31 protein-coding genes are annotated in these 26,136 nt (G+C 61.1%); 22 read left to right on the top strand and 9 right to left on the bottom strand.

The window, feature by feature from the left end:
• Positions 1-16: 16 nt before the first annotated feature.
• A complete protein-coding gene (locus FIU94_RS05775; protein ID WP_152464874.1) occupies positions 17-727 on the top strand; it encodes a YafY family protein in 711 nt (236 codons plus the stop codon).
• A 60-nt stretch (positions 728-787) separates the two neighbouring features.
• Positions 788-2,053, top strand: a complete 1,266-nt coding sequence (locus FIU94_RS05780) for a lytic murein transglycosylase (RefSeq protein WP_152464875.1) — start codon at positions 788-790, stop codon at positions 2,051-2,053.
• A 58-nt stretch (positions 2,054-2,111) separates the two neighbouring features.
• Here FIU94_RS05780 and FIU94_RS05785 read toward each other — a convergent pair whose 3' ends face one another.
• Both FIU94_RS05785 and FIU94_RS05790 read right to left on the bottom strand, forming a co-directional pair.
• Entirely contained in the window at positions 2,112-3,509 is a 1,398-nt protein-coding gene (locus tag FIU94_RS05785; RefSeq protein WP_152464876.1) for an aspartate aminotransferase family protein, read from the bottom strand.
• Positions 3,510-3,593: 84 nt separating this feature from the next.
• A complete protein-coding gene (locus FIU94_RS05790; protein ID WP_152466959.1) occupies positions 3,594-4,283 on the bottom strand; it encodes a GntR family transcriptional regulator in 690 nt (229 codons plus the stop codon).
• Positions 4,284-4,428: 145 nt separating this feature from the next.
• Here FIU94_RS05790 and FIU94_RS05795 point away from each other — a divergent pair, with 145 nt between their 5' ends.
• The 5 genes from FIU94_RS05795 (at position 4,429) to FIU94_RS05815 (ending at position 9,733) form a co-directional block, all read left to right on the top strand.
• Positions 4,429-5,514, top strand: a complete 1,086-nt coding sequence (locus tag FIU94_RS05795) for a polyamine ABC transporter substrate-binding protein (protein WP_152464877.1) — start codon at positions 4,429-4,431, stop codon at positions 5,512-5,514.
• Positions 5,515-5,585: 71 nt separating this feature from the next.
• Positions 5,586-6,713, top strand: a complete 1,128-nt coding sequence (locus tag FIU94_RS05800; protein WP_152464878.1) for an ABC transporter ATP-binding protein — start codon at positions 5,586-5,588, stop codon at positions 6,711-6,713.
• 1 nt (position 6,714) lies between these two features.
• Positions 6,715-7,590: an ABC transporter permease subunit gene (locus tag FIU94_RS05805; protein WP_152464879.1), complete on the top strand. Its 876-nt coding sequence runs from the start codon at positions 6,715-6,717 to the stop codon at positions 7,588-7,590.
• Positions 7,587-8,408, top strand: a complete 822-nt coding sequence (locus FIU94_RS05810; protein ID WP_152464880.1) for an ABC transporter permease — start codon at positions 7,587-7,589, stop codon at positions 8,406-8,408. The genes FIU94_RS05805 and FIU94_RS05810 overlap by 4 nt, the downstream gene beginning before the upstream one ends.
• Entirely contained in the window at positions 8,405-9,733 is a 1,329-nt protein-coding gene (locus tag FIU94_RS05815) for an FAD-binding oxidoreductase (RefSeq protein ID WP_152464881.1), read from the top strand. The genes FIU94_RS05810 and FIU94_RS05815 overlap by 4 nt, the downstream gene beginning before the upstream one ends.
• On the opposite strand, the gene FIU94_RS05820 is transcribed toward FIU94_RS05815, so the two are convergent.
• Positions 9,714-10,451 carry a flagellar hook capping FlgD N-terminal domain-containing protein gene (locus FIU94_RS05820; protein ID WP_152464882.1) on the bottom strand — a complete coding sequence of 246 codons (738 nt, stop codon included), beginning with the start codon at positions 10,449-10,451 and terminating at the stop codon, positions 9,714-9,716. The two genes, FIU94_RS05815 and FIU94_RS05820, sit on opposite strands and share 20 nt — an antisense overlap.
• Positions 10,452-10,464: 13 nt before the next feature.
• On the bottom strand, positions 10,465-12,285 hold the full coding sequence (locus tag FIU94_RS05825) for a flagellar hook-length control protein FliK (protein ID WP_152464883.1): 1,821 nt from the start codon (positions 12,283-12,285) through the stop codon (positions 10,465-10,467).
• A 67-nt stretch (positions 12,286-12,352) separates the two neighbouring features.
• On the opposite strand from FIU94_RS05825, the gene FIU94_RS05830 reads away from it, so the two are divergent.
• From FIU94_RS05830 to FIU94_RS05855, 6 genes are all read left to right on the top strand, one after another.
• Positions 12,353-12,625 carry a rod-binding protein gene (locus tag FIU94_RS05830; RefSeq protein WP_152464884.1) on the top strand — a complete coding sequence of 91 codons (273 nt, stop codon included), beginning with the start codon at positions 12,353-12,355 and terminating at the stop codon, positions 12,623-12,625.
• Positions 12,622-12,981, top strand: coding sequence for a flagellar biosynthesis protein FlgN (locus FIU94_RS05835; protein ID WP_152464885.1), 360 nt, complete (start codon positions 12,622-12,624; stop codon positions 12,979-12,981). The genes FIU94_RS05830 and FIU94_RS05835 overlap by 4 nt, the downstream gene beginning before the upstream one ends.
• 230 nt (positions 12,982-13,211) lie before the next feature.
• Positions 13,212-14,057, top strand: coding sequence for a flagellin (locus FIU94_RS05840; RefSeq protein ID WP_152464886.1), 846 nt, complete (start codon positions 13,212-13,214; stop codon positions 14,055-14,057).
• Between the two features lie 74 nt (positions 14,058-14,131).
• On the top strand, positions 14,132-14,503 hold the full coding sequence (gene flaF, locus FIU94_RS05845) for a flagellar biosynthesis regulator FlaF (protein ID WP_152464887.1): 372 nt from the start codon (positions 14,132-14,134) through the stop codon (positions 14,501-14,503).
• On the top strand, positions 14,500-14,904 hold the full coding sequence (gene flbT / locus FIU94_RS05850; protein WP_152464888.1) for a flagellar biosynthesis repressor FlbT: 405 nt from the start codon (positions 14,500-14,502) through the stop codon (positions 14,902-14,904). Before flaF ends, flbT begins: the two co-directional genes overlap by 4 nt.
• On the top strand, positions 14,904-15,692 hold the full coding sequence (locus tag FIU94_RS05855) for a DUF1217 domain-containing protein (protein WP_152464889.1): 789 nt from the start codon (positions 14,904-14,906) through the stop codon (positions 15,690-15,692). Before flbT ends, FIU94_RS05855 begins: the two co-directional genes overlap by 1 nt.
• 24 nt (positions 15,693-15,716) lie before the next feature.
• Here FIU94_RS05855 and FIU94_RS05860 read toward each other — a convergent pair whose 3' ends face one another.
• Positions 15,717-17,063, bottom strand: a complete 1,347-nt coding sequence (locus FIU94_RS05860) for a FliI/YscN family ATPase (RefSeq protein ID WP_152466960.1) — start codon at positions 17,061-17,063, stop codon at positions 15,717-15,719.
• Between the two features lie 82 nt (positions 17,064-17,145).
• On the opposite strand from FIU94_RS05860, the gene FIU94_RS05865 reads away from it, so the two are divergent.
• Genes FIU94_RS05865 through FIU94_RS05905 form a run of 9 tightly spaced genes read left to right on the top strand, consistent with a single transcriptional unit; the run spans position 17,146 to position 21,708 of the window.
• A complete protein-coding gene (locus FIU94_RS05865; RefSeq protein ID WP_152464890.1) occupies positions 17,146-17,532 on the top strand; it encodes a FlgB family protein in 387 nt (128 codons plus the stop codon).
• A gap of 10 nt (positions 17,533-17,542) precedes the next feature.
• Complete coding sequence (flgC, locus tag FIU94_RS05870) at positions 17,543-17,935, top strand: flagellar basal body rod protein FlgC (protein WP_152464891.1); 393 nt, start codon at positions 17,543-17,545, stop codon at positions 17,933-17,935.
• Positions 17,936-17,973: 38 nt separating this feature from the next.
• Entirely contained in the window at positions 17,974-18,261 is a 288-nt protein-coding gene (gene fliE / locus FIU94_RS05875; protein ID WP_152464892.1) for a flagellar hook-basal body complex protein FliE, read from the top strand.
• Positions 18,261-18,530: a flagellar biosynthetic protein FliQ gene (locus FIU94_RS05880; RefSeq protein ID WP_152464893.1), complete on the top strand. Its 270-nt coding sequence runs from the start codon at positions 18,261-18,263 to the stop codon at positions 18,528-18,530. The genes fliE and FIU94_RS05880 overlap by 1 nt, the downstream gene beginning before the upstream one ends.
• 1 nt (position 18,531) lies before the next feature.
• Complete coding sequence (locus tag FIU94_RS05885) at positions 18,532-19,242, top strand: flagellar hook-basal body complex protein (RefSeq protein ID WP_152464894.1); 711 nt, start codon at positions 18,532-18,534, stop codon at positions 19,240-19,242.
• A gap of 18 nt (positions 19,243-19,260) precedes the next feature.
• A complete protein-coding gene (flgG, locus tag FIU94_RS05890) occupies positions 19,261-20,046 on the top strand; it encodes a flagellar basal-body rod protein FlgG (RefSeq protein WP_152464895.1) in 786 nt (261 codons plus the stop codon).
• The gene (gene flgA, locus FIU94_RS05895) at positions 20,046-20,462 is read left to right on the top strand and encodes a flagellar basal body P-ring formation chaperone FlgA (RefSeq protein WP_152464896.1); all 417 of its coding nucleotides are present in this window, start codon (positions 20,046-20,048) and stop codon (positions 20,460-20,462) included. Before flgG ends, flgA begins: the two co-directional genes overlap by 1 nt.
• Positions 20,463-20,472: 10 nt before the next feature.
• Complete coding sequence (gene flgH, locus FIU94_RS05900) at positions 20,473-21,201, top strand: flagellar basal body L-ring protein FlgH (protein WP_152464897.1); 729 nt, start codon at positions 20,473-20,475, stop codon at positions 21,199-21,201.
• A gap of 9 nt (positions 21,202-21,210) precedes the next feature.
• A complete protein-coding gene (locus tag FIU94_RS05905) occupies positions 21,211-21,708 on the top strand; it encodes a flagellar basal body-associated FliL family protein (protein WP_172975856.1) in 498 nt (165 codons plus the stop codon).
• 3 nt (positions 21,709-21,711) lie between these two features.
• On the opposite strand, the gene FIU94_RS05910 is transcribed toward FIU94_RS05905, so the two are convergent.
• The 4 genes from FIU94_RS05910 to flhA are packed head-to-tail and all read right to left on the bottom strand — an operon-like array spanning position 21,712 to position 26,040.
• Positions 21,712-22,107, bottom strand: coding sequence for a hypothetical protein (locus FIU94_RS05910; protein WP_152464898.1), 396 nt, complete (start codon positions 22,105-22,107; stop codon positions 21,712-21,714).
• A complete protein-coding gene (gene flhB / locus FIU94_RS05915; protein ID WP_152464899.1) occupies positions 22,104-23,189 on the bottom strand; it encodes a flagellar type III secretion system protein FlhB in 1,086 nt (361 codons plus the stop codon). Before flhB ends, FIU94_RS05910 begins: the two co-directional genes overlap by 4 nt.
• A complete protein-coding gene (locus FIU94_RS05920; protein WP_152464900.1) occupies positions 23,186-23,956 on the bottom strand; it encodes a flagellar biosynthetic protein FliR in 771 nt (256 codons plus the stop codon). Before FIU94_RS05920 ends, flhB begins: the two co-directional genes overlap by 4 nt.
• The gene (flhA, locus tag FIU94_RS05925) at positions 23,956-26,040 is read right to left on the bottom strand and encodes a flagellar biosynthesis protein FlhA (RefSeq protein WP_152464901.1); all 2,085 of its coding nucleotides are present in this window, start codon (positions 26,038-26,040) and stop codon (positions 23,956-23,958) included. The genes FIU94_RS05920 and flhA overlap by 1 nt, the downstream gene beginning before the upstream one ends.
• Positions 26,041-26,136: the final 96 nt, after the last annotated feature.

A 26,136-nucleotide genomic window follows, 5' to 3' on the forward strand; every position in this document is an offset into this window, starting at 1 on the left:
GAGATAGGCTGCGCGCATGACCCGGACCCACCGCCTGTTCCAGATGATGACCACATTGCGCCGATTGCCTGCGCCAGTCCGCGCACAGCAGCTGGCGGATGAACTGGCCGTTTCATTGCGCACGGTTTACCGGGACATTGATGCGTTGCGGGGGCTGGGCGCGGTCATCGACGGAGAGGCGGGTTTCGGGTACACCCTGATCGAAGATGCGGCCTTGCCGCCGCTGGGGTTTCAGGACGATGAGCTGGAGGCGCTTGTACTGGGGCTGCGGAACGTCACGGTGATCGGCGACCCGGCCCTTGCCGCAGCGGCCGGAACGGCGCTGGCGAAACTGACCGCGCGGGTGCCGCCGCGTCAGGGCCACCGGCTGCAGCATGCGATACTGGATGCCCGCCGCTTTGACCCGCCCCCGCCGCCGCGCATCGACGTGGCGGCGCTACGTGCCGCGACGAGGGAGGAAGAGGCGGTGTCTTTTTCCTATGTGGATGCGAAAGGCGCCGCGACGGTCCGCGAGGTCGATCCCTTGGGGATCGTCTATATGCAGGAAACGAGCATGCTTTTGTCCTGGTGCCATCTGAGGCGGGATTTTCGCGCCTTCCGGCTGGATCGGATGGACGACCTCGCCCTTACCGGCAAAAGCTTCCGGCCCCGGCGGGTGCCGATGTTGCGTGACTACACCGCACGCCTTCGAGAGCAAGCCCGCCTGCGCAATGCGGAACATGGATAGTTCTGGCTTTTTCAGGGCGCCAAAGGAAAGTAGTCTGATGCGAAACAATGAGGGTTTGCCATGCGAGGAAGGATAGGTCTTTCGGTCGCGTTGGTGTGTCTCGGCACTTTCGCGATTGCTCAGAAGGCGCCGGATGTCTCTGCAAGACCGCCGGAACGCCTTGTATCGGCGGTGAGCGGGGATGATGCGGCAAGCGGAACAACCGGCGAACTGCGCGCCTGGGTTGCCCGGTTTCGCGACCGGGCGTTGCAGGAAGGTGTCGACGGCGCGGTCTACGACCGCGCGTTGCAGGATGTGGCCTATGACGCCCAGGTCGTGCGACGCGACCGGAACCAGGCGGAGTTTACCAAGACGATCTGGGACTATCTGGACACCGCCGTGTCAGACGTGCGCATCGCCAACGGCAAGGCGGCGCTGCAGAAATGGAACGGGGCGCTCAGCCAGATCGAGGAAACCTATGGCGTGGAGAAAGAGATCGTTGTCGCCATCTGGGGACTGGAGAGCGCCTATGGGACGTTTCGTGGCCAGAATTCCGTACTGAATTCCATGGCCACTCTTGCCTATGACGGACGGCGGGCGGAATTTTTTGAAGATCAGCTTCTGGCTGCACTGCGTATCCTTCAGGCCGGGGACACCACGAAATCCGACCTCATCGGGTCATGGGCCGGAGCCATGGGCCATACCCAGTTCATGCCGACGTCCTTTCAGGATCATGCGGTGGATTACGACGGCGACGGCAAGCGGGACATCTGGGGCGATGACCCGGTGGATGCGCTGGCATCGACGGCGGCCTACCTGAAGCATCATGGCTGGACGCGCGGCCAGCCTTGGGGGATCGAAGTACAGATCGCGGACGGTTTCGACTATATGCTGGCGCGCCGTTCTCTGCGAAAAATGCCCAGCGAGTGGGCGACACTTGGAGTAACCCGGCCGGGCGGGACAGCGGTGAAGGACTACGGCCTCGCGTCTGTCCTGCTGCCGGGCGGGGCGGATGGGGCAGCTTTCCTGGTTTTCTCGAATTTCGCCGTGTTGGAAAGCTATAACACCGCCGATGCCTATGTGGTAGCGGTGGGGCACCTGGCCGACCGGATCAAGGGGCGTTCCGCGTTCGAACACGGATGGCCGCGTCATCTGCGGGTGTTGACCTTTGACGAGCGGATCGAATTGCAGAAGCGACTGACCAGTGCCGGGTACGACACCGAAAAGATCGACGCCAAGATGGGGCCGCTGACGGTGGACGCGATCCGCCGGTTCCAGGCGGATCAAGGCGTGTTGCCTGATGGCTATCCGTCCCTCAAGGTGCTGGACCGGCTGCGCGCGTTGTAGGAGGGTGGGGTGACGTGCGCCCGGTCGGGCGACACCCCACCCACCCTCCCGCCAACCGTCAGGACGCGGATTTGAGCATGTCCTTTTCCTTGAGGTCTTTGTACGTCGCGTCGAGGGCGAGCTTGGCGCGGGCCTCGAACACTTCGATCTCTTCGGGTGTGATCACCAGCGGCGGCGATATGATCATCCTGTCGCCCACGTGACGCATGACCAGATTATTCGCAAAACAGTGTTCGCGGCAGATGTAGCCGACAGCACCACCTTCGCTTGCGAACTTTGCGCGGCTTTCCTTGTGCGGCGTCAAGGGCAGCGAGGCCATCATGCCAGATACGTTTACCGTCCCGACAAGCGGATGTTCCCCGAGGTTCTTCAGCGCCGCGTGAAGCGCAGGGATCGCGGTGTTGCGAATGTGGTCGAGCAGGTTCTCCTCTTCCATGATCCGCAGGTTTTCCAACGCGACGGCCGCGCAGACGGGATGGCCCGAATAGGTGTAGCCGTGATTGAATTCGCAGGCACCGATGACGGCGGCGATCTCGTCGGAGACGATGGAGCCGCCGATGGGCGCGTAACCGGAGCTGAGGCCCTTGGCGATGGTCATGATATCGGGCGTGATTTCCATGGTTTGAGAGCCGAACCAGTTCCCGGTCCGGCCAAAACCGCAGATCACTTCATCCGCGATCAGCAGCACGTCGTGCTTCTTGCAGATGCGCTGAATCTCGGGCCAGTAGGTGCTGGGCGGCACCACGACACCGCCCGCGCCCTGGACCGGCTCCGCGATGAAGGCCGCGACCTTGTCGGCGCCGAGCTCGTTGATCTTCGCCTCAAGCTCCTGCGCACGGGCGAGGCCGAAATCCTCGGGTGTCATGTCTCCGCCCTCGGACCACCAATCGGGCTGTCCGATATGGTGAATACCGGGAATGGGCATGCCGCCCTGCTCATGCATGTAGGTCATGCCACCCAGACTGCCCGACCCGACGGAGGAGCCGTGGTAGGCGTTCTTGCGGCTGATGATGTGGCTCTTTTCCGGCTGACCCTTTTGCGCCCAGTAGGTTCGGACCATACGCAGGTTGGTGTCGTTCGCCTCGGATCCTGACCCGGCGAAGAAGACATGGTTCAGGTCGCCCGGCGCAAGTTCGGCAAGTTTGCTGGCCAGGGCAATCGCGGGCACATGCGAGGTCTGGAAGAAGGTGTTGTAGTAGGGCAGTTCGTTCATCTGGCGCGCGGCAACCTGGCCCATCTCCGGCCGGCCATAGCCCAGGTTCACACACCAAAGGCCCGCCATCGCGTCCAGTATTTCATTTCCGTCGCTGTCCGTCAGATAGATACCGCTGGCGCGTGTGATCACCCGCGCGCCTTTTTCCGCCAGTTCTGCATTGGTGGTAAAGGGATGCATGTGGTGGGCCGCATCGAGGGCCTGGAGTTCGGCAGTGGGCAGATGATTGGTAATGGTCGACATGAAATGACCCTTTCGGACAGACGGTTCAGGATTGCGGGCAGAATATGATCAAATTTTTCGAAGTCAATCGAATCGCTGGATCTGTCACTCTTCGTTCAGCGCCGCCCTGATCTGCTGCATACCTTGATCGACGTCTTCCGCCATCGCTTCCGCCGCCGCGTCGGCATTACCTTCGGTAAGAGCCGCGATCAGGTCGGAGTGCTTGTCCGGCAGGCTGGATGTGCCGTATCGTCCGCAGACCACCCGCAGGGAGGGGCCGAACCGAAGCCAGAGGCGATCGACCGTGGCGGTCATGATCGGTGCGCCCGCGGCGGCGTAGACCTGAGAATGAAATTTGTAGTTGTGTGTGAGGTATCCGCCAATGTCGCCGAGCGCGATCGCGGTGTTGAGATCGCCATCGCAGGCCCTGAGCCGGTCCAGGCAATCGGGGGTCATGCGCAAAGCCGCGCGACGGGTCAGTTCCAGTTCCAGTGTGCGCCGCATGAAGTGCAGTTCATCCAGGCAGTCGGCAGTCAGATCCGGTACGGAAACGCGGCGGTTTCCCTGGTGAATTAATGCCCCTTCGGCGATCAGGCGGCGCAAAGCTTCCCGCACGGGGGTCATGCCGGCCCCCAGGGTTTCGATCAGCCCCTGAATGGTGACGGCCTGCCCCGGGGCCAGATCACCAAACAGAATCATCACACGCAATTGTTCGTAGACCTGCTGATGTGCCGGTATTTTGGCGGTTTCGGCCCCCACAGACGGGGTCCTCTCAGCTATCACCTCATTTTTCATTTTCAGCGCCTTTTTTTTGTCCAACGCCAGCACCTTGCACTAGGATGCAGTGAATGAAACCATATCTGAACTTGCCGAAAGAGGCAAAACTTGATCAAATTTACCGCAAGCCGGGGATAAACCCGGTAACATATGGGAGAACCGAATGAAGAATCGCATTCTTGGCAGCATTGCTGCTGCCGCAGTCATGGCAACGGGTGCCGTCGCCGAGGAAGTCCGCGTCTATAACTGGTCAGACTACATCGACGAAAGCCTGCTTGAAAAGTTCGAAGAGGAAACCGGGATCGACCTCGTCTATGACGTGTTCGACAGTAACGAAGTGCTCGAAACCAAGATGCTGGCGGGCGGATCCGGTTATGACGTGGTTGTCCCCTCGGGCACCTTCCTGCAGCGGCAGATCACGGCAGGTGCGTTCCAGAAGCTTGATATGTCCAAGCTGCCGAACAAGGACAACCTGTGGGACGTGATCGAGGACCGGCTGAAAAAGTACGACCCCGAAAACGAATATGCAGTCAATTACATGTGGGGCACGACCGGCATCGGCGTGAACGTCAACAAGGTCAAGGAAGTTCTGGGCGAGGATGCCCCGATGGGGTCGCTCGACCTGATTTTTGATCCCGCGAACATGGAAAAGCTTGCCAGCTGTGGCGTGCATTTCCTGGATGCGCCCGCCGAGATGATCCCGGCTGCGCTTGCCTATATCGGCGAAGATCCCGATGCACAGGACGCGGAGACCATTGAAAAGGCTGAACCGGTGCTGGCGGGCGTGGCGCCTTACGTCCAGAAATTCCACAGTTCGGAATACATCAATGCGCTGGCCAACGGCGACATCTGTGTGGCGTTCGGCTGGTCGGGTGACATCCTGCAGGCCCGCGATCGCGCCGCTGAAGCCGACAACGGGGTAGAGATCGAATACAACGCACCGTCGGAAGGGGCGCTGATGTGGTTCGATAACATGGCGATCCCGGTGGATGCGCCGAACCCGGATGCGGCGCATCAATTCATCAACTTCATCCTGGATGCGCAGAACATGGCGGCAGCGTCGAACTATGTCTACTACGCCAATGGCAATGAGGCATCCCAGGAGTATCTGGAGGACGACGTCATCGGGGATCCTGCGATCTATCCCAATGAGGCCACGCTGGAGAACCTCTACACCACTTCGCCCTACGGTCCGAAAGTACAGAGGACAGTGACCCGCATGTGGACCAAGATCAAATCGGGCACCTGACCGATCCCGGGGGCGGGGCCTGATGGCCCCGCCTTTTTTCATGACCCCGCGTCGCGCAAGGATGAATTGAATTGACCCAGACCGTATTTGCCCCTTGGGACGATCCCGATGAAAAGCCGTTGATCCGCTTTCAGAACGTGACCAAACGCTTCGGCGAATTCGTCGCCATCGACGATCTGACACTGGATATCTTCGAGAAAGAATTCTTCGCTCTGCTTGGGCCGTCGGGCTGTGGCAAAACCACCATGATGCGCATGCTGGCGGGTTTCGAAACCATCAGTGAGGGCCGGATCGAACTGTCGGGCAAGGATATCGGGCACGTGCCGCCGAACAAGCGTGCGGTGAACATGATGTTCCAGTCCTATGCGTTGTTTCCGCATCTGTCTGTCTGGGACAACATCGCCTTCGGTCTGCGCCGCGACCGAAAGAGCAAGGAAGAAATCAACGCGCGGGTGGAAGAGATGCTCAAGCTCACCCGGCTTGGGAAATTCGCTCGTCGCAAGCCACACCAGATTTCCGGTGGTCAACGGCAGCGTGTCGCCCTCGCGCGGTCGCTGGCCAAGGCCCCCAAGCTGCTGTTGCTGGATGAACCGCTTGGGGCTCTGGACAAGAAGCTGCGCCAGGATACCCAGTTTGAACTGATGGACATTCAGGAAAGCACCGGCACCACTTTTGTCATCGTGACCCACGACCAGGAGGAGGCAATGACTGTGGCCTCCCGCGTGGCGGTGATGGACGAGGGACGGGTGATTCAGGTCGCTACACCCGCGAACATCTACGAATACCCCAATTCGGTTTACGTGGCCGACTTCATCGGGGATGTGAACATAATCGGCGCAAAGGCGCGACCGACGGGCGAGAACGTCTTTGCGCTGGACTGGATTGACGGGCAGCCGCCCCTGACAGCGGAGAGCAAGACCCGCTTCAGCGAAGGGCAGCAGGCCCATCTGGCCATCCGTCCCGAAAAGATCCGCATCTCCAAAGAGAAGCCCGAGGATGCCCCAAACGTGCTGGAGGGCAAGGTGCTGGACATCGCCTATCTGGGCAACCTCAGCACCTATCACGTGCGACTGCCCGACGGGCAGGTGATCAAGGCGCAGACGGCCAACACCCGCCGTATCGCGCGGCGTGACATCACCTGGGAAGACCCGGTCTGGGTCTCGTGGAGCGCCACCGCCGGCGTTCTGCTGGAGCATTGAGATGCGCCGCTTTGCCCTGATCGCCGTTCCATATGCGTGGCTGCTGGCGCTCTTTCTCGTTCCGTTCATCATCGTCTTCAAGATCTCGCTGTCGGATCTCGCGCTGGCGATTCCGCCCTATACGCCGACCATGCGGGATGGCATCGGCGAGATGTTCGCAGCCTTCGATTTCGAGAATTTCACCTTTCTTGCGGAAGATGACCTGTACTGGAAAGCTTACCTCAGCTCACTTCGGATTGCGCTGCTGTCGACGCTGATGACGCTGCTGGTGGGCTATCCAATCGCCTATGGCATGGCCAAGGCGCCGGACGAATGGCGCGCCACATTGATGATGTTGGTGATTCTGCCGTTCTGGACCTCTTTCCTGATCCGGGTCTATGCGTGGATGGGTATTCTCAGCAACGAAGGGTTGTTGAACCAGCTTTTGATTTCCCTGGGGCTCATCAGCGAACCCCTGCAGATCCTGAACACGAATACCGCCGTGTATATCGGCATCGTCTATACCTATCTGCCATTCATGATCCTGCCGATCTATGCGGCGCTTGACCGGCTGGACGAATCGCTGAACGAGGCGGCGGAAGATCTGGGTTGTTCACGTTTGCAAGCCTTCTGGCTGGTGACGGTGCCGCTGTCACGCAACGGGATCATCGCGGGTTCGTTCCTTGTCTTCATCCCTGCGCTGGGCGAATTCGTCATCCCCTCGCTGTTGGGCGGGTCGGGCACGCTGATGATCGGCAAGGTTCTGTGGGAAGAGTTCTTCAACAACCGGGATTGGCCGGTGGCCAGTGCCGTGGCGGTGGTGCTGCTGTTGATCCTGATCATTCCCATCGTTCTGTTCCAGCGAAACCAGCAGAAACAGGCGGAGGCGGAGCAATGAAGCGGATGTCATGGTTCAATGTCACCTCGCTGACATTCGGTTTCGCCTTCTTGTATCTGCCGATGATCATTCTGGTGATCTACAGCTTCAATGCGTCCAAGCTGGTGACGGTCTGGGCAGGGTTTTCAACCCGGTGGTACGGGGAGCTGATACAGAACGAGGCATTCCTGGACGCGGCCTGGGTGACGATCAAGGTTGCCGTGCTGTCATCGACAATGGCCACCCTTCTGGGAACGATGGCGGCCTACGTGCTGGTCCGTGGTGGGCGGTTCATGGGGCGGACGCTGTTCTCGGGCATGATCTATGCGCCGCTGGTCATGCCAGAGGTCATTACCGGCCTGTCGCTGCTGCTGTTGTTCATCGGCATCGGCCTGGACCGGGGGGTTCTGACCATTGTTCTGGCACATACGACGTTTTCGATGTGCTACGTTTCGGTCGTGGTGTCGTCGCGCCTGGTCACATTTGACCGCTCTCTTGAGGAGGCGGCGCTCGACCTTGGATGTTCAGGCTGGGAGGCGTTTCGCCTTGTCACCCTGCCGATCATCGCGCCCGCGGTGATCTCAGGCTGGCTTCTCGCGTTCACCTTGTCGCTCGATGACCTTGTGATCGCATCCTTCACGGCCGGTCCGTCCGCCACGACTCTGCCGATCAAGATTTTCTCGGCTGTTCGTCTGGGGGTCTCGCCCGAGATCAACGCCCTGTCGACCATCATGATTGGCATCGTTGCGGTCGGTGTGATTGTCGCGTCGCTTGTCACCAAGCGGAACGCTCTGAGGGCCGAAGCGGATACGCGGGCAGCGGAACGCGCGCCGGCATGAAGCGTATCTACGGCGATTTCGCCTATTCCGACGCGCCACGAAAGGGGTGCTGGTGGGACAGGACATGCGACATCCCCGACCGGCCCAGCCTGCAGGGTGATCACCGCTGCGATGTGGCGATTATCGGCGGTGGGTTCACCGGCATTTCCGCCGCCCTGCAATTGGCCGAGGCCGGGGTCAACGTGATTGTGCTGGAAGCGCGCTATGTCGGGTGGGGGGCGTCCGGCCGAAACGGCGGTTTCTGTTGCCTGGGCGGCGGCATGTTGGACAACGCGGCACTCGAGAAACGATTTGGCAAGGAGGGGCGGGTTGCCTGGCGACAGACGGAGCTTGCTTCGATCCGTTATGTGGAGGAGCTGCTGGCAAAATACGACATCGACGTCGACCGGCATTCAGACGGCGAGACCCAGTTGGCGCATCGCCCCAAGGATTTCGCGGCGATGCAGGATCAGGTCGCCTATTATGCCGACAGTTACGGGGTTGAGGCGCGGCTGACCCCGGCGGGGGATCTGGAGGCGGAAGGGATGAGCGCCGGGTTCCAGGGGGCGATCACAGTGCCCATCGGTTTCGGCCTGAACCCGCGCAAGTACATAGCAGGTCTTTCGGCTGCCGCTGAAGCAGCCGGGGCGCACATCCATCACGAGACGCCCGTGACGTCGATCACCCGCACTGGTTCCGGCTTTGCGCTTGCTACACCCTCGGGGCGGGTCGACGCCGCGCGGGTTATCGTAGGGACAAATGGTTATTCCTCGGAAGACCTGCCCGAATGGCTCGCGTCACGATATATGCCGACGCAATCGAGCGTTATCGTGACGCGCCCCCTTACCCAGAGCGAGCTGGGCGCGCAGGGATGGACCAGCGGCCAGGCTTCCTATGATTCGCGCCACCTGCTGCATTACTTCCGGCTCATGCCGGATAATCGGATGCTCTTTGGTGTGCGGGGCGGCTTGATGGCCAACAAGGGGTCAGAGCGGCGTGCAATGCGACGCGCGCGGGCCGATTTCAACCGGATGTTCCCTGCCTGGCGCGATGTGGAAACCCCCTACAACTGGTCGGGGATGGTCTGCATTGCCCGAGACCGGATGCCATTCGTCGGTCAGGTCCCGGATCAGCCCGGCATTTTCGCCAGTCTGTGCTATCACGGCAATGGCGTGGCGATGGCAAGCTATTCCGGCGCGCTTCTGGCCGATCTGGTTCAGGACAAGGCGCCGGAACGCATGTATCCCGAGGCCGTCCAGCGCCCTCTTGAAAAGTTTGAACTGGGGGGCTTTCGCCGCGCGATCATGCCCTTTGCCTATATTGGTTTCAGCCTCTCCGATCTGTAGGGACCGATCCGTTCGACGACCCGGCGCCGGCGGAACCGGACAATGGTGCCGCAAGGCCGGGCTCGCGCAATCCGGTCACGTCGCTGGCCAGCACGGCTGCGCCGCCTTCAAGAACCAGGACGGTCTGACCCCCCTGCATCCGAGCTTCGGTGACGCGGCCATAGGTCTCCACAGGGTCGGTCAACACGACCTCGCCGCCCGCCCAGCTTTCGATTTCAAAGCTGTAGAACCCGTTCGCAAAGGGTGTGCCGTCGTCCGCGACACCTGCCCATTGAAAGGGATCCGCAGAAACCGGGATTGAGCTGCGCTGCACCTCGGTTCCGTTTTCGTCATAGACGACCAGAAACACCTCTTCGGAAGCAGCAGCAGGATTCGGGGTGATCGTTATGGGGGCGCCATCGAAATATGCGGGTGCGGTGCTGAGCGCCTCCATCCCGATCCAGCCGGTCAACTGGGCCATATTGCCCGACCCCAGTTGTGCGGAAAGCGCGGTCAGCAGATCGTTGGACAGCACCTGCTGCTCCACCATGGAGAATTGTGCGAGCTGCGCGGCATACTCCGACGAATCCAGCGGCTCCAACGGGTCCTGAAACCTCGCCTGGGCTGTCAGCATTTTCAGGAAGGTTTCGAAATCCGAGGACAGGACCGAGGTCGAGGCGGCAGGCGTAGCCGTGTTGCCGCCAGGGTGTGCGAAGGTGGTGGAAGTGGGTGTGATCATGTTGTGTCTCCGGTCAAAGCCTGATGTCGACGCCGGTGTCCGGCGCGGCGGAAAGGGTGATCTCGACAGGGTTGTCCGGCGTCCCCTCGCCGTCCGGTTCAGTGGCGCCCAACGGTGTCGCTCGCCCCTCGTCACGCGCGTTACCGTCGGCAAAGCTGAAGCTGACATCCGGATATCCGATGTCTCTGAACTCTTGGGAAAGCTCCGCAATATGCCGACGTACCAGGTCGAGCGTATCCGGTCGTTCTGCCGTCACATGCATCACCATGCCGCTGTCCGACACCGACATCGTTAGCCGCAGGCGGCCAAGCTCTTCGGGATTGAGGGCGATGTCGACCGGCCGCAGAGAGTTCCCTTGCATCGCTTCCGCAAGCTGGCGGGCGATATGTACCGGCAGATCGGGACGCTGGTGGAGTGTATGTTGCGGCGCCTGCGGTACCTGAACCGTTTCGATGCGGGCGGTGGCCGACAACTCCGCAATTGGGGGTGAATTCAAATCGTCGCCCCCCTGACCGATGTTGGCGTTGGCCCGGCCAAGGTTGGGCCCCAAGGATGGTATTCGCCCTGTTGCGGATGCCTTGATCATGCTGCGCATCTTGTCCGGTGTTGCGGCCGTCGATACCGAGACGTTATTGTTCGCTTCTCCCGACGAAATCTGGGCAGTAGCCATTCTGGACAGATCTTTCAAAGCGGGGTGCTGGGATGACTGTCCCGGCGGAACGGAATCTGCAACTGGCGCTGCTGATATTTGGGGTGCCGAATCGACGGAAGTCCGTGGCGATGGATCCATCGGTTGCCCCGGTCCACGGGTCGGCGCGCGCGCGGGCACAATCGGCTCGGAGAGCCTTTGGACTGCGGTTGGCATGGGTGGCAGGCGGGCACCCGACTGATCTGACTGCACGCGAGACGGCGGCGGAGCACCAGCATCTTGCTGCGTAGAGCTATCGGATGTCGCGATTTCTATTCGAGATGCGTGCCTTAGATGATGCAAGATCGGCCCTGCGGAAGGGGAAACCGTATCAAACCCTGACGCCATTTGCCCGGAAATGGTCCTTTCGACGAGGGTTTCCCGCCGCGGCGCGGCCGGTGTCGCCTGACCCGCGACAGGAAGCGGGTTTCCATGTCCATTCAGGCTTTCAGCTGCTGCGGGCCAATCAGCGGTTTCGGGGGCTGCCGTCCCAGCCTGCGTCGGCAAAGAGCGAATACCCATCCCTTTATCATGCTCAATACCGGTGCCGGTGACCCGCGCCTGCAGCGGCAATTCCGCTCTGGCCATCCGCCCCGAAACATCGGTTTCCCGCATGGCCGGGTTCGGATGATGAGATGTTTCCTCTTCCAGCATCACCTTGACCGGCACCATTTTTTCGGGCCGAGACACATCGTGCTCCACCCTCCAAGTGGACCGGAACCCGGCGCTTGCTATGGCATCTGATGGCTGGTGGGTATCACCGCGTGGTGCCTTTGCCCGGTCGGGAGAGTGCGCCTGCGCCGGCAGGGCATCAAAAGGCACTTCGGTCTCCTGCGGCTCAAGGATCACCTCCTTTTCCGAAAATTCCGGCGAATCAGGCGGCGATTTTTCTTCGGCGCTTGCGATCTGGCGGCGGTCTGCCGGATCGGATCCCTCGGACCAGTCCGCCCGTGACGCTGCCCCGCCAGAGGCGTGCGAATAGGTCCGACCGAAATCTGGACCCGCGTAACTCCTCTTGTCATTCGGTATGTCATGCGGGACCCCCTTACTCTGTGAAGTGGTTTCGCCTTTCATGAGCGGGCTTTGGAAAATGTTCACTTGCACCTCCGGGAGTTCTTCTCCGTCGGCGGTTATATGTCGCAACATCCTTACCCGTTATTTACCGGTCCCTGCGCATCCTTGGAAAAATGCGGTGCAATTTAAGGAAACCCCCATGCAGATCACATCTACACCCATACCGAAACCGCCGACCGATCATGGCGACGGAAAGCTAAGAAAAGCTGCCGAGCAGCTGGAGACGGCTTTTCTCGCGGAGATGCTGAAGGCTGCTGGCGTAGGCAAGTCGCGCGATCACTTCGGCGGCGGCGCGGGGGAGGACCAGTTTTCCTCCTTTCTCGTGCAGGAGCAGGCGGCGGCGATGGTCCGCGCCGGGGGCGTCGGGCTGAGCGAGGCGCTTTACCAGTCTCTCAAGGAGAAAGACAAATGACGGATCGCTTGAAAGTGGATCGGATCGACGCCCTGGACGAGCTGTTGGAATCGGAGCGCGAGGCGCTTCTCGCCGGTGATCTCGCCAAGCTGGCTGAGATGCTGGAACCCAAGGAAACCCTGATTGAGGCGATCAACGCGATGGATCCGACGGAGATCGAAGGGCTTCGGCATCTGGATACCAAGGTCAGGCGCAACCAACTTCTTCTGGATGGCGCAATAGAAGGGATACGCGCGGTTGCCGCACGCATGGCGGCGTTGCGACAGGTCAGGAACGGGCTTGAGACCTATGGCGCGGACGGTCGCAAGCGCACGATAGACATTCAGGACGGTCCAAACCTTGAACGGCGCGCATGAAAGGCAGTCGATCGGGAAAGCGGCAAAATCAGTTCAAATCAGTGGAAGTCTGTGTGGTGGCATTCAGCGAACATTAACAGCGCAGGCTGCATGAAGGCGCTGCATCCGAAATCGGATGGCGCATCCCCTGTCACAAGGGAAAGTGCATCGGTCAGAACGCCACAATCAGTTGCCCCAAGGGGGGTGAGACTCCACGGGCGCAAAGCGTCCCAGCCTGAAGGAACATGCTTATGTCGAGCATTCTAACCAACAACGGTGCAATGGTTGCACTGCAAACCCTCAAGTCCATCAACAAGGACCTTGCTCAGACGCAGAATGCGATCTCAACCGGTAAAGATATCGGTTCTGCCAAGGACAATTCCGCCATCTGGGCCATCTCCAAGGTGATGGAATCGGATGTAGCGGGCTTTTCTGCCGTTCAGGATTCACTCGCGGTGGGTGAATCCACCGTCGCAGTGGCATCCGCCGGTGCTGAGCAGATCGTCGAGACGCTGAAGGAAATGAAGCAGCTCGCGATCGCAGGTCAGTCCGAAACAGCGGACTTCGCCAAGATCCAAGCCGACATGACCGAAAAAGCCGAGGGAATTTCGGCCATCATCGGCGCGTCGCAGTTCAACGGCGTGAACCTGCTGGCCACGGACGTCGACGGGAACGGCGGCACCTCGCTGACGGTTGTCTCGTCGCTCGACCGCGTTGGCGCTGCGTCTCCGACCGTTTCCACCATCGGCGTGGATACTGTCGACTTCGAAGCGAACATCGACGCGGTCAGCAACCTGACGGCGATCACCGATGCCGCTTCGGCGGCAACGGCTTTCGGTGAGCTGGAGACGTTCCTGACCACTGCGATCGACGGTGCTGCGGCCCTGGGGGCGTCCGCCAAGCGGATTTCCGATCAGAGCGAGTTCGTCGGAAAGCTCAATGACGCCGTCAAATCCGGCATCGGGTCTCTGGTGGATGCGGACATGGAAGCGGCCTCGGCCCGCTTGCAAGCCCTGCAGACCCAGCAACAGCTGGGTGTTCAGGCATTGTCCATCGCCAACCAGGCACCGCAGACGATCCTGTCTCTGTTCCGGTAAAACCACGGGCGGAGGCGCCATCCGGCGCCTCCGCTAACCTACAAATTCGGATCTTGAGCAGGTAAGGAAAAGCCGTGAACGCAACCGACAAGGCAAGACGTGCCTATGCGCCAACCACCGCGCCGACCAAGTCAGAGCGCAGCATTGAATTCGAAGTCATCGCACGTATCACCGCGCGCTTGAAGGCGGCGATAGAGGCGGCGCATTTTCCAGGGCTATTGGAGGTCTTGCATGAAAACCGCAAGCTCTGGCGAACCCTCGCGACCGATGTCGCCAACCCCGAAAATCTGCTGCCCGGCGACCTGCGTGCACGGATCTTCTACTTGGCCGAGTTCACAAATCACCACACGAGCAAGGTGATTTCCCGTGAGGATACCGCGCACCCATTGCTGGAGGTCAACACCGCCATTCTGCGCGGCCTGAAACAAAGGAGTGCCCCGAATTGAGCGGACTTGTCCTGAAACTGAGCCCCAAGGAGCGCGTATTGATCAACGGCGCGGTCATCGAGAACGGGGACCGCCGCAGCCGTCTTTCGATCATGACGCCCGGTGCGAACATTCTGCGTCTGCGCGATGCAATTCACCCTGAAGACGCGAAGACTCCGGTCAGGCGTGCCTGTTTCGCCGTGCAACTGGTCCTTTCCGGCGACATCGCGCCTGCCGATGCACATCATGGCCTGCTGCGTCAGATCGAGGAGTTGAGCCAGGTGTTCAAGGACGCCGATAGCCGGGCTCTGCTGGCCGAAGCGGGCGCCGCGCTGATCACGGATCAGCATTATCGTGCGCTGAAATGTCTGCGCGGGTTGCTGGCCCGTGAAGACAGGCTCCTGTCGATTAGGCCGCACTGATGTTCCAGCCCGTCGTCCCCATTTCCGGCCTTGCTGGCTGGCGGTTCCTGCAACGGACCTACGACACGCAGTTCGACACCTTTTCCAAGGGGGCCACGCTGCAGCGGGACGCCGAGTATTTTCGGGAAAACATCGGGCAGGTACGCACGGCCGAAGACCTTACTTCGGACCGGCGCCTGATGACGGTCGCGCTCAGCGCATTCGGGCTGCAGGATGATGTCGACAACCGGTATTTCATCCGAAAGGTCCTGGAGGAAGGTGTCACGAACGAAGACGCCCTCGCCAACCGTTTTTCGGACCCACGGTACCGCGAGCTGTCCGAGGCATTTGGATTTGGGCCTGGAGAGTATCTGAAAACCGGTGAGGTCGATTTTGCAGAGGCGATTATCACCCGCCACCTGACCAACAGCTTTGAGGTTGCGGCGGGTGAGCAGGACGCCAGCATGCGCGTGGCGCTCTATGCGCAGCGCGAACTGGCGGAGCTTGCCGGGGGGGACATGTCGAACGATGCGAAATGGTTCACCGTGATGGGGGACCCGCCCATGCGGCAGTTGTTTGAAACCGCCTTCAACCTGCCCGCGGCACTGGGTCAGATCGACATCGACCAGCAATTGCAAGTGTTCAAGGATGCGGCGAAGTCGGTCCTGGGCAGCGATGATCTGAGCCTCTTTACGGCACCCGAGGCGCGCGATGACCTGATCACAAAGTTTGTGGTGCGCGACCAGATCCGCAGTTTCTCGGCCGGGATGTCCGGGACGTCAATCGCGCTGACACTGTTGCAGGGCTAAGCCGCGCCCGGTCCATCACAGGCCTTACCGGGGTTTGCGTTGCGCAGCCTTGGCACGGCGAAAGATCAGTTCCAGCTGCCGGAAGCTGTTGGCGCATCCACCCGTTTCCGGTTTGGCCAGAAAGGCGTCGAGTTCGGACCACAGAGCGACCGCCTGATCAACCTCGGCATCGGAGCCCTGCACGTACAGCCCGGCCCGAATCATCATCGCGTTCTGGTCGTACAGGCCCAGCATCTTGCGGGTCTGCAACAACAGAGCGTTCTCAGATTCGCTGGCAGCCATTGGAAGGCTGCGGGAAACGGACTTCAACACGTCGATGGCGGGATACCGCCCGCGCTCGGCAATGGCGCGGTCCATCACGATATGTCCGTCTAGAACACCGCGCAAGATATCTGCGACCGGTTCATCCATGTCTGACCCAGCCACCAGAACGCTGAATATGGCTGTGATGTCTCCCTGGCCCTCTGCCCCCGGTCCGGCGCGTTCGCACAGGGACATGATGAGATGCGATGTGGAGGGGGGATAGCCGCGCAGAACAGGTGCCTCGCCTGCGGCGACCGCGACTTCACGATGTGCTTCGGCAAACCGGGTGATGGAATCCATGAGCAACAGCACCGATTTTCCCTGATCTCGAAAATGTTCGGCCACGGCCATCGCGCTCCAGGCGCAGCGGCGGCGTTGCAGCGGGGACTGGTCGGATGTCGCGGTGACGATGACGGACCGTTGCAACCCAGCTTCGCCAAGCACTTCTTCGATGAAATGGCGCAATTCGCGCCCCCGTTCACCCACCAGCCCGATGACGACCACATCGGCCTCCATATGCCGTGCCAGATGACCCAAAAGGCTGCTTTTGCCTACACCGGATCCCGCAAACAGACCGACCCGCTGGCCTTCGACAATAGGAAGCAGCGTGTTGGTGACTGCCATGCTGGTTGCCACCCTTTCTCCCATCGGCCGCCGTTTGGCGGCAGGGGGTGGTGCGTTGCGCAGGTTGAGAGTGCGCGCCCCCGGAAGCAGGGGGCGACCATCCAAGGGGCGCCCGGAAGGGTCGATGACCCGCCCGATCCAGGCATCGGAGGGAGCCAAGGTCGGGGCAGGCAGCAATACGGCACGGTCATTGAGCGCGATGCCATCCAGAGAGTCCTCTGGCAGGGTGACCAGAACGTCGCCCCGCAACTGGACGACTTCGGCCAGCAGCGGTTCGGCACCATCGCGCTGGATGGCGACGATTTCCCCGATCCGTGCGATCTGCGCCAGACCGGCGACATGGGCAACGCCACCCTCGACCCGGCAGACCCGCCCGACCGAACGCACCGGCGCGAGCCGGTCGATCAAAGCCCTCAATCCATCGAATTGTGCCGAAATTTCCATGTGATCCCCGCCGAAGATGATCACCGTTTCTAAAGGAATCGGAGTTAAGCCTTGATTGAAATGCAACGAGGGAGAAGCCCCGATGTTCGAGAATCTGGAAATATTCAGAATGTCCGCTGCACTGGCCAGGTACGGCGGACAAAAGCAGGCGGTTATCGCGCAGAACGTCGCAAACGCGGATACGCCCGGCTACCGGGCGCGCGATCTGCCGGCTTTTGATACCCTCTATACCCAGCGCGGCGCGTCAGCGGCACAGAAAGCGACACGTGCAGGTCACATGAATGGTGCGCGCGAAGGGCAGGCCGCCCTTATCCCGGTCGAGGCCGGCGGGCAGGACTCGCCCAATGGGAACCAGGTATCGCTTGAAACCGAAATGCTGAAATCGGTCGAAGCGAAACGGTCGCATGACCGGGCGCTGGCCATCTACAAATCGTCGCTGGGCATTTTGCGCAGCGCGATCCGCACATGAGGGTGACAGGATGAGCGATTTTTCCCAGGCGCTTGGCGTCTCCTCCAGCGGGCTGCGGGCGCAGGCAACCCGGCTGCGCCACCTTTCCGAAAACATCTCGAATGCGGATACGCCCGGTTATCGGCGCAAGACGATATCGTTTGAAGCGGCCCGAGGCTCTGGCGACAGCGTTGGACAGGTCACGCCAGGCCGGGTCCGTCTGGACCGCGGGGAGCTTGAACTTATTCACGACCCAAGCCATCCGCTCGCGGATGAGACCGGTCATTACGAAGGCAGCAATGTCGACCTGCTGATCGAACTTGCCGATGCGCGGGAGGCGCAGCGCAGCTACGAGGCAAACCTCAAGATGTTCGAACAGACGAGAAAGATGTCATCGGGTTTGATGGACCTGCTGCGGCGCTGATCCAGACCATTCCGAACATTTGAAAAAGGAGATCCAGAATGGATATCAAAGGGCTTTCAGCCATCCAGAAGTATGCCGAAGCGAGACCGGCGACGGAACCCGGTGAAGGCGCGGCAACCAGTGGTGCGGTGCGCGGAGCGTTTCAGGATTTTGCCAGCACGCTGGCCCAGGCCGAAGAGACCGCGAAGGCCTCTATGGTGGGCACCGCCGACCCACACGCGCTTGTCACGGCACTGGCCCAGACCGAACTGGTGGTCGAAACCGCCGTGACCGTCCGCAACAAGGTTGTCGAAGCCTACCAGGAAATCCTGCGGATGCCCGTCTGATGCTTAATGAGGTCGTCTTCTTCGACACCCTGCGGCAAGGCATCTGGGTGGCGCTGATCATCTCCGTTCCGATCCTGACAGTTGCATTGCTGGCCGGGGTCGCCATCGGTCTGGTCCAGGCGCTGACATCAATACAGGAAATGACGCTGACCTTCGTCCCAAAACTTGCCGCCATCGCGGCGGTGTTCTGGGTGTCGATGGGGTTCATGACCCAAACGCTGGTGTCCTTCTTTCACGACCGCATCATCCCGCTGATCATCGGAGGCTAATATGGAAAATACGTCCTATACCACGTTGACCCGGCAGTCGGGCTTGATGCGGGAAATGCAGATTGTCGCAAACAACATCGCCAATGCGGCGACGACCGGCTATCGCGCCGAGGGGCTGATTTTTTCGGAATACGTCAGACCCGTGGAAAACGGCGCGTCTTACTCCATGGGGCAAGGGAACATCTCGAGCACCTCTTTCGTACAGGGGGCGCTGACGCAAACCGGCAACCCCTTTGACATCGCGATTGAAGGTGACGGGTTCTTTCTGATCGAAACGCCGCAGGGCGAACGACTGACCCGCGGCGGAGCATTCTCTCCTTCGGCCAACGGGGATCTCGTGACCGGCGACGGTTTGCGCGTGCTCGACGCAGGGGGTGCGCCGATCTTTGTGCCGCCGGGTGTGGATATCGCCATTTCCGCCGATGGCACGCTCAGCGCGGATGGCGCGCCGCTTGGCCAGGTCGGCATTGTCCGTCCTGTCGATCCGCGGGGCCTGATCCGTGAGGATGGTGTGATGTTTCGCGCCGACGCAGGATTCGAACCCAGCCCCGATGCGCGGGTGCTGCAGGGTTTCGTCGAGAACTCGAACGTCAGCGCGATCAACCAGCTTTCCCGGATGATCCAGGTGCAGCGTGCCTACGAACTGGGACAGAGCTTTCTGGACGCCGAGGATGAGCGCGTGCGTGCCGCCCTCAAGTCCCTGATGACATGAAAAAGAAGGAGATCGCCGATGCGCGCCCTGAAAATCGCCGCGACTGGCATGTCGGCTCAGCAGATGCGGGTCGAGACAATTTCGAACAATCTCGCGAACATGTCGACCACGGGGTACAACGCGCGCCGGGCGGAGTTTGCGGATCTGCACTATCAGCAGGTGGCCCGTGCCGGGGCCGTGAATGCCTCTGATGGGACCGTGCTGCCGACTGGCGTGCAGCTGGGCCTGGGGGTCCGTCCCGCCGCCGTGTCCGTCTACCTCGCGCAGGGGTCCCTGTCGGCGACGGGCGGAGATCTGGATATCGCCATCGACGGCAAGGGCTTCCTCGAAGTCACGCTGCCCTCGGGTCAAGCGGCCTACACCCGTGACGGCGGGCTGAAGCGTACCGGTGAGGGGCTGATTGTCACCTCCGACGGCTATCCGGTAGCGCCCGAGATCGTGATCCCCGCCGACGCCCGCCAGCTGTCGATCAACGGCGAAGGGGAGGTTTATGCCTATTTCGCGGATAATGCGGAGGGCCAGCTGCTGGGTCAGTTCAGCTTGTCCGGGTTCTCCAATCCGAAAGGCTTGGAATCCCTCGGCGGCAACCTCTTTGCCGCAACCGAGGCTTCGGGTCCCGCCATCGTCTCTACCGCCGGACAGGACGGCTTGGGCAGTCTGCGACAAGGCTATCTGGAGGACAGTTCCGTCGATGCGGTACGCGAAGTCACCGAACTGATCGAGGCGCAGCGCGGCTATGAAATGAATGCCAAGGTGATCTCGGCCGCCGACCAGATGATGGGCGCGGCAACGCAGGTGCGCTGATGATCCGCTTTCTCCCTTTGTGTATCTTGTTCGCGATGCCGGCCCCGGCGGATACCGTCGTGCCGACCCGGACGATCCGGGCGCAATCGGTCATTGTCGATACGGATGTCACCCTGTCTGCGGCAGAGCTGCCGAACGGCTACACACGGATTGCCGATGTGGTCGGGCAGGAGGCCCGCGTCGCCCTGTATCCGGGTCGGCCAATCCGTGTTGACGATATCGGGCCACCCGCCATCGTGACGCGCAATCAACTGGTCGTCATCAATTTCTCCAGCAACGGCCTGCTGATCAGCACCGAGGGGCGTGCCCTGGAACGTGGCGCCGTGGGCGACCGGGTGCGCATCATGAACCTTTCGTCGCGCGCGACACTCTTCGGGCAAGTCCGTCCAGACGGCACCATTCAGGTCAAGCAATAAGGAAACCAAGATGAATAGACTTGTATTGAGTCTGATTGCCCTGACCGCTGCTGCGGCCTGTGGGCGTAGCGATCATATCGGCAAGGCACCCTCCTTTACCGAACCGATGGAGTCGGCTGAACATGCGGCGATGATCTCGCCGGGGCTGCCCATCCGTTTGGTAGAGGACCGTCCGGTCGATGCGTCGTCGCTATGGTCGGGAACGCGGGCGTCGCTTCTCGGTGACAGGCGCGCGGTCCAGCGCGGTGACATTCTCACCGTCGTGATCGAAATCGACGAAAAGGCCGAGATATCGAACGCCACGGACCGGTCCCGGTCTGGGTCCGAGGCGCTGGGCATTCCGGGCTTATTTGGCTTGCCGCAGCGGTTGGACCAGAAGCTGCCCGAAGGTGCTTCTTCGTCCGAGCTGGTGGGCATCAATTCGAACAGCACGTCTTCCGGCGACGGATCGGTCAAGCGCAAGGAAAAGCTGACCCTGCGTGTGGCGGCGACGGTTGTCGACGTGTTGCCCAACGGAGTATTGTCGATTGCAGGCTCACAGGAACTTCGGGTGAATTTTGAGCTGCGAGAACTGATGGTGACGGGCTACGTCCGGCCTGCGGATATCTCGCGTCAGAATGAAGTGACATACGACAAAATCGCATCGGCCCGCGTATCTTACGGCGGACGGGGCCAGATTACGGATGTCCAGCAGCCGCGGGTGGGCCAGCAGGTGCTGGACGCCGTTCTGCCATTCTGAGGAGCCGTCATGTTGAGCAAGATCATTCCCGTCGTCCTGTTGCTAATCGGGTCCGGCGCAGGGGTCGGGGCCGGTATTTTCCTGCGCCCGCCCCCCGAGCCACCGACCGAAACAATTGCGGAGACGACCGAAGAGGACCATGCAGAAGATCCACAGCCTGATCCCGACGCACCGGCGGCGGAGATGGAATACGTCAAGCTGAACAACCAGTTCGTCGTGCCCGTGGTCCAGGACAAGCAGGTCGCCGCGCTGGTCGTCATGTCGTTGAGCGTGGAGGTGCCGGAGGGGAACAAGGATGCGGTCTTTCGCCGCGAACCCAAGTTGCGGGATGTCTTTCTACAGGTTCTGTTCGATCACGCCAACATTGGCGGGTTCAACGGCGCGTTCACCGATGGAAACAACCTTGCGGTTCTGCGCAGTGCCCTGCGCGATGTGGCGCAAAAGGCGCTGGGGAAGGAGACTGTCAAGGACGTGCTGATCCTTGAAATCGCACGCCAGGATTATTGACGCTCAAAAGAGCGATTGGTCAATGGCCCGCAACAGCGCCTGTTTTGCCAGGCGCTGTTTCCTTGTGTCATGCGCGTCTGCCAGCAACTCATCGAGGACCAGCACCTTTCCGTAGGCCTTGCGCACTTTTGTCTGGTGATGCGCCTTGACCGCCAGCACGCGGGCAAGCTTCATGTTAAGGTCGGTTCTGGTTCGTCCCAGCCAGCCTTGCCATATCACGTCGGCGCCGAGCGACCGGTGGGTGTCGTCGGTGTTTTTTCGGGCCTCTTGCTCCATCTCGCCAAGGCGGGCCAGCTCTGTCCGCAGTGCGGTTTCTTCCGCTATGACTTGTTGCAGCTTTTGCTTTTCGCGATCATATCCGGCGCGGGTGATCCGGGCGAGCGTGGGCAGGTCTGTCATATCCGTCCCTTTGCCCGGTTGCGCATCGCCTCGGCAAATCGGATTGCGGCGGCGACGGCGCGATAGAATTCGGGCTCTATCTGATCACCGATGGCCACCGTGGCGTGAAGGCTGCGGGCCGTTGGCGGGTCACTGTGGATCGGCACGCCATGTTCTGCGGCCAGTTCCCTGATGGTACGGGCAACCTCGTCAACGCCCTTGGCCACGCAGACGGGCGCCTCACCGGGTAGCCTGCTCCATTTCAGGGCCACGGCGTAATGGGTCGGGTTTACCACCACCACGTCGGCAGTCGGCACATCGGCCATCATCTGATTCTGCGCAATGGACATGGCACGCTGGCGACGCTCCTGCTTCAGATGTGGATCGCCCTCGGCCTGTTTGGTTTCATCCATAACCTCCTTTCGGGACATCCGGTTCTTGCGCAGGTGTTCGAAATGCTGCCAAACCGCGTCGATACCGCCGATCACGCCGGACACCAGGACCACGATAAACAGAAAGGCGACGCAGAGCTCCGCCAGCAGGGAGAGCACCAGGGTCGGCGAGGTCTGCAAGGCCCCCAGCATGTCTGGCAGGCGCAAACGGATAAAGATCGCGAGGCAGACGGAGTAGACGCAAAGTTTGGTGAAACTCTTGGCGAATTCGAACAGGCCGTTCCTTCCGAACTTGTTCTTCGCATTCGAGATCAGCGAAATCCGCGACAGCTTGGGCGCAAGTTTGGTCGGGGCGAAAACCAATGCGCGCTGGGCGACGATGGCCAGAATTACTGCGGCCGCCGGCATGGCAAAAAGCGGCGCGAGCCCCAGGACAAGCGACCCGAACAAGCCGCCAAGCACTGGCGCCGGCGCGCCGCCGAACGTCAGGTCGGCAAGGCCGGGGGCCTGGTCGATCATGACCATCAGTGCCGTACCGATGTGCCGTATCGAAGAAGGCCCGGCCATCAGCAGCGCCGCCAGCAGACCCGCGTAACCGGCCGCTGTCATGAGGTCTGTGGACTTGGCTATTTCGCCCTTTTTGCGGGCATCGAGAAGCTTCTGCGGCGTCGCCTCGAAAGACTTGTCGGTATCGTCGTCCTGACCGCTCATGGCTGTACTTTCAGCGGATTTGCCAGAAATGCGTCCAACGCGGACATCCAGGTTTCCAGCATCAGCGGCGACGCGACAGCCAGCAAGAACAGACCGCCGGCAGTGATCACCGGCGCGCCGACGAAGGCGACCATCAGCTGCGGCATCGCCTTGTTGATGGCCCCGAGCGCCAGGTTGTAAATGACTGAAAGGATCAGGAAGGGCGCGGCAAGGGTAAAGGCCAGCGAAAAGGCATGACGCACCTGGCCGACCCCCCATTCCGAAACCATCGAGCCCGATGGAAATGCACCCATCGGCAAGAGGTCATATGACAGGATGATGAACTGGGCGGCCTTGATGTGCAGTCCGGCGATGACCGCCAGCGCCAGTGCTGCCACGATCAGGATATAGCCCATGGCGGGCATTGGATCGGCAGCCGCCCCGCCGAGGATTTGCGAAAGAGATGTGGACTGCGCAGCGATGGAACCTGCTGTCTGAAGCGCCAGGATGAACATCCTGAGGCCAAGGCCAAGCAACACCCCGGCGAGCGTTTCGGTCAGAGAGAGCAGAATGAGTGCGTCCACAGTGATCGGCCGGCTCTGGATCGGTATCGCGGGGGCTACGACCAGTACGAAAGCCAGGATGACCACCAGTTTGATCCGCATCGGCACAGTCTGTTCACCGAAGGCGGGCATCAAAGCCACCAAGGCGCCGACACGCAGGAACACGGCAAAGCCATGCCACAGCCATTCCTGTGCAATACCGAGAAGGTCCGCGATCTGGTCCATCAGGCGGCGACTACGCCGACCAGGGCGGGCCGCGCGTCCAGTCCGATTTCCTCAAACGAAAGGACCGGGTTCGAGACCCCCCGCGCCCGCATGACCGTGCGAAGGAACCTGCGCCGCCGCGTGCTTGTCACGAGAGCGGCGTGGATCCCCTTCTCGTTTGCATCGTTCAGTTTTTCTGATGCCTGTTCGGCAAGACGATTGAACAGATCCGGTGGCAGGGCAATGTCCAGGCCCCGGTCGCCATCGACCTGATAGGTGGCAAAGGTGTCTTCCCATTCCGGCGCCAACTGGATCAGTGGCAGGGTGCCGTCCGGCCGGCGCATCTCGGCGACCAGTTGGAAGCCCAGCCGTTGGCGGACATGTTCCACGATCGCTTCAGGCTGGGCGTTCTGGCCCCTTGCCTCTGCCGTGGCTTCGAGGATCAGGGGCAGGTTCCTGATCGAGACCTGTTCATCCAGCAACAGCCGGAGAACCGCATGCAAGACATCTATCGGGACCTTGTCGGGGATCAGTTCGTCCAACAGCTTGCGATTTGCCTCGGACCTTGCCGGGTCGGAAATGTTGACCATCTCCGTCAGCGTCCGACGCAGAGATTTCAATGTCAGCAACCTGCTGAAATTGAGCTTTATCACCTCCAGCAGGTGCGTCGCCAGAATCTCCGTCGGAGTGACCAGTGTGACGCCTGCGATGGCGACCTCTTCCTGGTCCCTGGCGTTGATCCAGCGCGCCGGCGCGCCGTAGACAGGTTCCACCGTGTCGGTCCCCGGCGGCAGCACGCTGCGATCCTCCGGAGCAAGGGCGAGCACCTGATCAGGGTTCAGTTCGGCGCGCGCCTGCTCAACCCCCTGAATTCGCAGAACATAGGTCCCCGTCGGAAGGCCGGGGTGGTCCGTCAGCCGGATTTCCGGCAGGATCAGCCCGAAGACCGAAGCGACATGTGTACGCATTTTCACGATGCGCGCGTCCAGCCCGGTGCCCGGGTCCAATACCATGTTCACGAGGTCGGGCGCGAATTCGACGTGGATATCGTCCAGTTCGAGGATGTCGCCCAATGACCTTTCTCGTGGGGCGGTCTCTGCCGGGGCGAGGTCAGGCTTGGCCACTGCGTCCCGCTTGTGCTTACGGTGCATTGTGTAGGCTGCGAGAGCCAAGGCGCCCCCCCCCAGCATGAAGGGCACGAAAGGCAGCCCCGGGAAAAGGCCGAAGGCCAGCATAAGCACGGCCACGGTCGCCAGGGCGGAAGGATGTTTGCCAAGCTGGCTGAACACCGCCAGATCGGTTGCACCCTGTGTCCCCCCGCGCGCCAGCAGCAGGGCCGATGCGATTGAGATTACAACCGCCGGTATCTGGCTGACCAAACCGTCCCCGACCGTCAGGATTGCATAGGTTTCGAAGGCGGCGCCCATCGGCATTCCGTGCACGACGACGCCCATGATCAGTCCGGCGACCAGGTTGAGCAGCGTGATCAGAAGGCCCGCGATCGCGTCGCCTTTCACGAACTTCGACGCGCCGTCGAGCGAGCCAAAGAATGTGGTTTCCTGCTGTTCCCGCTCGCGCCGCTCGCGGGCTTCATCATGGGTAATTGCGCCTGCCGACATGTCGCTGTCGATCGCCATCTGCTTGCCCGGCATCCCGTCCAGTGCAAACCGCGCGCCGACTTCGGCCATGCGGGTCGCGCCTTTGTTGATGACCATGAAATTCACGATCAGCAGCACGCAGAAAACGACCAACCCCAGAAAGATCGAGCCACCCATCACGAATTGCGCAAAGCTCTCGATGACGTTGCCTGCCGCATCCGTTCCGGTGTGGCCCTGCCCGATGATCAGCTTGGTCGAAGAGACATTGAGCGAAAGCCGCAACATCAAAGAGGCCAGCAGGATCGTCGGGAAGGCCGAAAAATCCAGTGGTCGCTCGATAAACAGGGTCACTGTGAAAATCAGGATCGCCAAGGCAAAAGACGCCGCCAGTCCGGTGTCCAGCACCCAAGAGGGCATGGGCAGGATCATCATCACGATCACTGCCATCAGCGCGATGGCCAGCAGGATCGTCGGGCTGAAAGCCGCCCGGAGGGATAGACTGTTCATCTGCTCACCATGCGCGTGCGGCGTCGGGCGCGCCATGGAAGACAGGCCTGGGGGTATCTGGCATTCTGCGACTCCTCTCGGCCACTTCTGTGGCTG

This window comes from Sulfitobacter sp. THAF37 (assembly GCF_009363555.1).
In the GTDB taxonomy this organism is placed as follows: domain Bacteria; phylum Pseudomonadota; class Alphaproteobacteria; order Rhodobacterales; family Rhodobacteraceae; genus Sulfitobacter.